The organism is Enterobacter sp. 6722112, from assembly GCF_058661685.1.
Genome location: NZ_JBZWGR010000008.1, coordinates 211,939 through 218,129 on the forward strand (window position 1 = coordinate 211,939; position 6,191 = coordinate 218,129).

Annotated in this window: 10 protein-coding genes; 1 reads left to right on the top strand and 9 read right to left on the bottom strand. The window is 51.4% G+C overall.

Annotated features, from left to right (window positions below; translation table 11 throughout):
• Positions 1-5: 5 nt before the first annotated feature.
• From AC4OVU_RS25105 to AC4OVU_RS25145, 9 genes are all read right to left on the bottom strand, one after another.
• Positions 6-278, bottom strand: a complete 273-nt coding sequence (locus tag AC4OVU_RS25105) for a helix-turn-helix domain-containing protein (protein WP_000703827.1) — start codon at positions 276-278, stop codon at positions 6-8.
• A gap of 48 nt (positions 279-326) precedes the next feature.
• Positions 327-1,508, bottom strand: coding sequence for a ParB/RepB/Spo0J family partition protein (locus AC4OVU_RS25110; RefSeq protein WP_001207227.1), 1,182 nt, complete (start codon positions 1,506-1,508; stop codon positions 327-329).
• Positions 1,509-1,511: 3 nt separating this feature from the next.
• On the bottom strand, positions 1,512-2,297 hold the full coding sequence (locus AC4OVU_RS25115; protein ID WP_001151304.1) for a ParA family protein: 786 nt from the start codon (positions 2,295-2,297) through the stop codon (positions 1,512-1,514).
• Positions 2,298-2,470: 173 nt separating this feature from the next.
• Complete coding sequence (locus AC4OVU_RS25120) at positions 2,471-2,782, bottom strand: hypothetical protein (protein ID WP_000338945.1); 312 nt, start codon at positions 2,780-2,782, stop codon at positions 2,471-2,473.
• Positions 2,764-3,213 (bottom strand): hypothetical protein, encoded by a 450-nt coding sequence (locus AC4OVU_RS25125; protein ID WP_000058870.1) that lies wholly within the window; start codon positions 3,211-3,213, stop codon positions 2,764-2,766. Before AC4OVU_RS25125 ends, AC4OVU_RS25120 begins: the two co-directional genes overlap by 19 nt.
• Positions 3,214-3,226: 13 nt before the next feature.
• Complete coding sequence (locus AC4OVU_RS25130) at positions 3,227-4,474, bottom strand: DNA-methyltransferase (protein WP_001337763.1); 1,248 nt, start codon at positions 4,472-4,474, stop codon at positions 3,227-3,229.
• Positions 4,464-4,826, bottom strand: a complete 363-nt coding sequence (locus tag AC4OVU_RS25135; protein ID WP_001258027.1) for a hypothetical protein — start codon at positions 4,824-4,826, stop codon at positions 4,464-4,466. The genes AC4OVU_RS25130 and AC4OVU_RS25135 overlap by 11 nt, the downstream gene beginning before the upstream one ends.
• A gap of 2 nt (positions 4,827-4,828) precedes the next feature.
• Complete coding sequence (locus AC4OVU_RS25140; protein ID WP_001096362.1) at positions 4,829-5,071, bottom strand: hypothetical protein; 243 nt, start codon at positions 5,069-5,071, stop codon at positions 4,829-4,831.
• A 434-nt stretch (positions 5,072-5,505) separates the two neighbouring features.
• Positions 5,506-6,027, bottom strand: a complete 522-nt coding sequence (locus AC4OVU_RS25145; RefSeq protein ID WP_491928805.1) for a ParB-like helix-turn-helix domain-containing protein — start codon at positions 6,025-6,027, stop codon at positions 5,506-5,508.
• On the opposite strand from AC4OVU_RS25145, the gene AC4OVU_RS25150 reads away from it, so the two are divergent.
• On the top strand, positions 5,974-6,191 hold a 218-nt coding region (locus tag AC4OVU_RS25150; RefSeq protein WP_491928806.1), incomplete at its 3' end, for a hypothetical protein. The two genes, AC4OVU_RS25145 and AC4OVU_RS25150, sit on opposite strands and share 54 nt — an antisense overlap.

Consider the following 6,191-nt stretch of genomic DNA (forward strand, 5'->3'; position numbering starts at 1 on the left):
GCACCTTACAGTTTTCCGTACCGGTTCAAGAACGAAGACCTGTCTAAGATCCCCCAGTCTGTCAGCATGTAGTAGCCGGTGGCACCTCGTTCGCCGGTAGACTCCCTGACGAACAAGATATTCATTCCGAACTCATCACGCAGGGCAGACAACTGTCTCTTGATCGTTGATTCAGGAATATTTGTTGCCTTGTGAAGGTCTTGGAGACTTGGCTTCTCCGTTTTAGACAGGGCATTCACCAAAGCAAATTTTCTTTTCATGTCCTGTGAGATCTTCATATTCACCTGTTCTTGACAGGCCCAACCTCTCTGGCTGGGCCTCCTTTATTAGCCTTCGACACTCAGGAGTTCAATGTCTGACACAGGCACATGAACATGCTTTTCCTTGCCTTCGCCATCGAGCGTTTTAACCCAGACAGTAGACGGAACCAGAGCAACACGGTCGGTCATGATGACTCCACGTTTGGTCTCGCCATCCAGGTTAACGTTGACAGCAAAAATCAAACTGTCAGCCCGGACGTTCTTCCATTCCTTGTCCTTCGGCAGAGGAGGAAGAGCATCACCGCCTTCTTCATCTTTGTCCTTGCCGCTGTTATCTGGCTGCTTGACAGGATCTTTGTGCTCACCCTCTTCATCACGCAAAGGGTCTTCGTCATCATCGTCCTGACCATTGGAATTTTTACCCCCTTCCAGTTCCTCCTGGGCAAGGTTCAGGTCGTCATTCCCGGTTTGTTCCGACGTACCATCCCCACCCGAGTTGAGGGATTGCTCGTCGGTGTTGCCAGCGCCAAGCTCATCATTCTGGTGGGAGCCAGTCAGTGGGCCTTTTTCCATTTCGTCTTTGATACGTTTGGCATCATTCAGCAGCTCACGGCTTTGTTTACGAGTAATCCCGTCAGACATAGCCACCGCGCAGACGGCGCGACATCTTTCTTCATTCAGATCGAACAAGAGACGAAGGTTATTCAAGGTCTCTGTATCAGAACATACTTCATTATCGTATAACTCACGCACACAGTCAGGTAGCTTGAGCAACGACAGATGCGTAGATACGAAAGTGATATTCTTACCGAGCCGATCAGCAATATCCTTTTGCTTCCAACCTTCTTCAATAAACAGGTTTAACGCCTCGGCAATCTCTACCGGAGTCAAGTCATCCCGCTGGATGTTTTCGATCAGCTCACCAGCAGTCTCGTCCAAGTTGTTCTGGACCTTATCATTCACCACCAAGTCAATGGTCTCGATACCAGCGTGTTTACACGCTCTCCAACGCCGCTCCCCTTTTTGGATGACGAACTTGCCTTCTTCGTTCTTCGGGAACACGATGATCGGAGACTGCTGCCCTTCGGTCAGCAAGGTTGCCGCCAGCTCTTCAATGTTACGGAAGCGCTTACGAACCTGGACCTTGGATACAACGTCGTCAACAGGTACGGTAAGAACCTCTTTGCCTTTCTTGCCTTTGGCGGCTTTAGCAAGTTCGGACAGGCCTTTTAAATTGTTCAATGCCATCGCTTAGCCCACCTTCTCTAATAGTTCTTCCAACACCGCCTCAACTTCTTTGGCCGCGACATGTCCATAGCGAAGCTCCCAGACAGGGATGCCATCAGTCGTCGCCGTATCGAGCGGAGGCCGGTGCATAATTTTGTTCTCAAACAACAGATCCGGAACTGTGTTCTCCAGCGACTTGAGGGCTTTGTCGTGATTGACAGAGCGGTCCATGTCGTTGATCACGATGCCCAGGATCTCCAAATCTTGGTTGTACGCCTCGCGCACACCAATAATCGTGTTCAGGAGACCTTCTACGCCGTCCACAGCGAAGCCAGAGAGCTTTACTGGACATGCCACATGGGTAGACATCACCAACGCTGCCACCAGCTTTCTGCCGAGGCTAGGCGGACAATCAATCAGCACGTAGTCGTAGTTCTCAAACAGCTCAGCCAAATGGCGAGCCGGATTCATGGCCTGGTCAAGAGGCACAGCCTCCATCTCAAACAGATCCGGGTCGTTTTTCGGCGTATGAATGAGGTCTGCACCGCAAGGGCAGTGCATGACCTCAATGCCGTCCAGCTCGTAAGCGAACAGCTCTGCGGTTTTGGTTCCTGTGAGGATGGGCTCGTAGTCACCATCCTCAAGCTCTCGTCTGGGGGCCAGTCGAGAGGACGTGTTCCCCTGACCATCCATATCCAAGACCAGCACTTTCTTTTTCTTCTGTAACGCCAGATAAAAGGCCTGCTGGATACAGAGGGTACTCTTACCCACTCCGCCTTTCTGGTTGGCGAAGCTGATTACTTTTGCCATACCCACCTCTATTTTGGTTTCTCGCAGGTGATCAAGACCACCCCCAAACTTTCACATGTGAAAGATTGTAGCGATCATAAAATGATACTGCAATATCTAATTATGGTTCTGTTAAAACAAACTTTAAACAAAAAAACGGCCATGAAGGCCGCTTATTGACAAGGTTTGTGCTGTCAGCGCAATTGATTTGCTGCTCCAAGCCCATTCGCCAATAACTGCATCGCATCGTTGAACAGCGCGGAGCCCCGTTCCGGTGTGAGCAATTCCGGCATATCTTCTCGCGGCCAAGTACCGGCTACTTGAATGAGCAAACTGGCAGCCCAGTGGATCTGCTTTTCTTCACTTTCATCGGCCAGAGTGCATACGACGGGGAAACCGTACTTACGCCCCCAGCGACTCACCTCTTTGAACGATACCAGCTCAGGCTTTTGCAAATCCCGGCTGTAGGCCTCAGCTATCATGTGGTTCAGTTCTTTAGCGTCCATTTATCCCCCTTAACTGTTTTTTCAAATTCTTCCTCAAACATCGTTTTTAATGTGTTTCGTATTTCTTCATCCTGGATGTCATTGACATCAAAGCTGGTAGAGACAGCCTCACTTCCAATACCACAGAGAACGTAACCCCGGCCATCAGGACCAATTTTAAGAGGCACAACGGGAAGTGGTGTATTGGGACACACTCCAGCAATGCCCGGAGAAATAATTGGCCCCCCGCGAGGAATAACCCAGTTACCGATAAACCCCCAATCAATTTGCGTCGAGATGGCATCAGGCTGGTATTGCTCACCCCAAAAGTTGATTGCTGCCTGCTGATGCTGTTTACCGGCATAGTAGATATATCCGGCCACAATAAGCACGGAGAGGACAAACATAATTGCCAATTGGCGCAAGACTCTTGCAATAAAACTTAAACTCATAGGTATTGTTCTCTTAATTCAACGCTCCCCCGCCCACTGTTGCTATGGCTGGGTTAATCCAAAATCCATCAAAGCCGGTGAACATTTCCGCCTGGGTACGAATGTACTCAAGAATGATGTCACAGGCGATCCAGCGCCGGTTATTCCTTTCTGCGGCCAACCCGCTCTTATTCGACCCACTGAACGGATCAACAACAAGGTCGCCCTCTTCCGTCAGAAAGCGGATAGCCATCTCAGGTATGTCTGTTGGGAACATTGCCGGGTGCGGTGGCAACCCCAGTTCTCTAGCGATTCTCCGAAGCTCCAGCGTATCCGCACAACGGTGGCCGCGCTGGATAACGTTTTTCGGTATCCGTCCTTCTGTGACATTAGAGAATGCGTTCCCTCTCAGTCGATATGCCCCGTCACCATAACTGACCACTCGGTTATCCCCCCCTTGAGCCATCAGCTTCTGATGTTTCTCTGTATGAGGGATCAGGACCCTTCTGTTGTCAGAACGCACCCTGTCAGGGTCGTTGGTGAACCAATAAACAGGCTCCCACCCGGCACACAACTGGTAACGGTTCACACAAGCCCAGTGGGTTGGACTTGGTGGTTTTGACAGGTTGATCCACGGCCATCTATCCATGAGAGACAGCCCGAGCCGATCATGGAGCGCCAGCACCATTCTTTCAACATAGAGAGATCTGGAGGGGCTCTTGGCCTCGAAGATGTCATTGCTGACATTCAGGACAACGCTTCCTCCTGGCACCAGGTTCTTGACTATCGGTTCGAGCGCCTGGGTTATGAAATCCACCCATTTGGCTTCATCAACGTTTCCATAGCCACGCTGTATTCGGAGCGGAAACGGCGGAGATGTCACACACAGATGCACCGGCTCATCGAGGTCAGAGAAAAAGCTCTTGTTGTTTGACCACACCGCCAGCCCAAGATTTGTTGAATAGGCGACAAGTCGAATGCCACCAAGCGCTTCATGCAGGCCCTTCTTGGTTTTGCTTGAGAGCTCCCAGACACCCCGCTCGCCGTCCACCTTCTGGAGAAGGTTCATCGACTTGAGGGTTTGCTGATACCAGCGTATCTGTCTTTTCAGCTTGCTCCGCTTGATCTTTGCCTTGCCAATTTCACTTTGTTCATTCAGAGCGCTTTTCGGGATTCCAGCGAGCTCTGCCACTGAATCGTAGAGCTCCTCATTCGATAGCGGCTTATCGGCCTTGGCATACGCCTCTTGGACATGAAAAAGTTCTAGCTGGCTACTCATCATGCCCCTCCGTACCCTGGAAGATGTCATTGAGCACAGAGGTCGCCTCGGCGCTCTTTACATCATGCTCGGTGTAGAAAGGCCACCAGGTTAATCCGCCACCTTCAAACCATGAGCAGCGGAACTGGATTGTCTGATCAGGAAGGACTTTGAACTCGACATGCTGGGGTTTGTCATAACGGCACATTGCACCAAGGTCTAGGCCAAACTTTTCTTTAACCCATGTGGATGACATCGACCCCTGACTCAAACCTTGGCTGTTAACCCAATAGACCCGGTTGACAGCACCAGCAATACCGATGAATAGGAAAGCCAGTATTGCCCCGGCCTTCAACCATACAAAAACACTTCTCACAATTATCCTTCCTGCTTTACAAATGGGCCTCTGCCATCGAGAGGCTTTGAAAAAATAGCCCCCGGCTCAGACATCGCCGCCTCGACCTCGTACTTGTTAAAAGTCTCCGTCCACCAGCTATTCATCTGGTAAATCGTGATATTCAGAATTGAAGCAGCCTTGCTCTTACTTGTGGCCGCAACGACAGTTCTGAACTGCCCCTCGACCCCATAAGTGATCCCGCCATAAACCTTCAACTTCGCCACTATCGTTTTCTCCACCCAAATATGTCTCTCACGTCCCGCACACAGAAGAACCAACTTACCCTTGGCAGGAACGCATCGACTAACACACCTAAGGCGATAACAAACAATGGCACCATCAGGATGAAGCCCAAACGTGCAACGGTCCCATATATACCTGCACAGATGAGCAAGGCTGCGATGACAGAGCAAACTAGCTGATGCTGACGCCTCAGCCTGGCTAGTTCAGACGATTTCTTGTCACTGTTCATCATCGAGCTCCGCGAGCTGAACACTGACACTGGCTGCCGCTGGAGGGGAAAACTGTACTGTCAGTCCGGATTCAAGCCTGATAGAGGAAACCACCAGCGTATCTGGTCCGGATGACGCCGGTACGACCGCAACAATGGTTCCCCCTTCCAGTAACTGGATGGCATCCTCAACAGTACAGCGCCCCATTACTGATTACCCGCCAAATCCAGCTCTTGCTGGTCTTCATTGGACTCGTCAGTTTTGGGCTCCAGCTCCGCCAGCTTGGCTTTCAGCTCCTGAAACGCATCAACATCTTCCCGGCTCAGGGTAAGGGTGAACGTTTCACCGTCATCGTTCGGCTTGATGTTGTCCAGACGACTGGTAATAGAGCTCACGCCTCGGTGCATGGCTTCAACCACCTTTTTGCCCAGGCGGGGACCTTTCTCGACAGACTTTTTGGTCAGTTTTTTCGGGGCCTTCTTGCCGTCATTGCCATTGGCCTGTTCTTCCTGCGCCTTTTTCAGGATCTCAACAGCGTTGGTGCCGTGCTCGTTGTAGAGCTCCTGAGCGTAGGTGGCAGCCACAGAGCCTTCCTGAATCATCCGTTTCAGTTCCAGAGGCATCTCCAGAAGGGCACGGGCGATACGAACGTGCTCAGCCGAGCGGCCAACACGTTGGGCAATCATCTGGTCGCTCCACCCCCAGTTTGCAAGCCGAGCGTAGATCACGGCTCGCTCAAGTGGAGAAAGAGGGAGCCCATCGTTGCTGGTGGCGATCAGAAGGCTCTGTTCGGCTTCATCGCCCTTGTGCTCTACGACCTGCACGAACTGGATGTCGGCACCTTCCTCGATAGCAAGCAGGATGGCGCGGCGACGGCGATGACCTTCACGGA